A 546-nucleotide genomic window follows, 5' to 3' on the forward strand; every position below is an offset into this window, starting at 1 on the left:
CGACTCGAACAAGACCCAGATCAAGTACGCCGTCGAGCAGATCTTCGGCGTCAAGGTCGAGTCCGTGAACACCATCAACCGTGCCGGGAAGCGGAAGCGCACGCGCTTCGGCTGGGGTCAGCGCAAGGGCACCAAGCGTGCCGTTGTGACCCTCAAGGAAGGCACCATCGACATCTTCGGCGGTCCGCTCGCCTGAGCGGAGACCACTTTAACGAGGAACTGACACATGGCTATCCGTAAGCACAAGCCGACAACCCCGGGCCGTCGCGGCTCCTCCGTTGCCGACTTCGCAGAAATCACGCGCACGACCCCCGAGAAGTCGCTGGTCCGGCCGCTGCCCAAGAAGGGCGGGCGGAACAACACCGGCCGCATCACCACCCGGCACAAGGGTGGCGGGCACAAGCGCCAGTACCGCGTCATCGACTTCCGTCGCCACGACAAGGACGGCGTCGACGCCAAGGTCGCGCACATCGAGTACGACCCGAACCGCACCGCGCGCATCGCGCTGCTGCACTTCGTGGACGGCTCCAAGCGCTACATCATCGC

1 protein-coding gene and 1 pseudogene are annotated in these 546 nt (G+C 64.8%); both read left to right on the plus strand.

Features of this window, described 5'->3' with window-relative positions; genetic code table 11:
- Positions 1-196, plus strand: a 196-nt coding sequence (rplW, locus tag RF645_RS13295) for a 50S ribosomal protein L23 (protein ID WP_368819275.1), incomplete at its 5' end; no start/stop codon positions are given.
- A 30-nt stretch (positions 197-226) separates the two neighbouring features.
- A pseudogene (locus RF645_RS13300) lies at positions 227-546 on the plus strand (50S ribosomal protein L2); the annotation flags it as partial.

Origin of the sequence: Kocuria sp. CPCC 205260 (assembly GCF_040981045.1) — a bacterium.
GTDB lineage: Bacteria > Actinomycetota > Actinomycetes > Actinomycetales > Micrococcaceae > Kocuria > Kocuria palustris.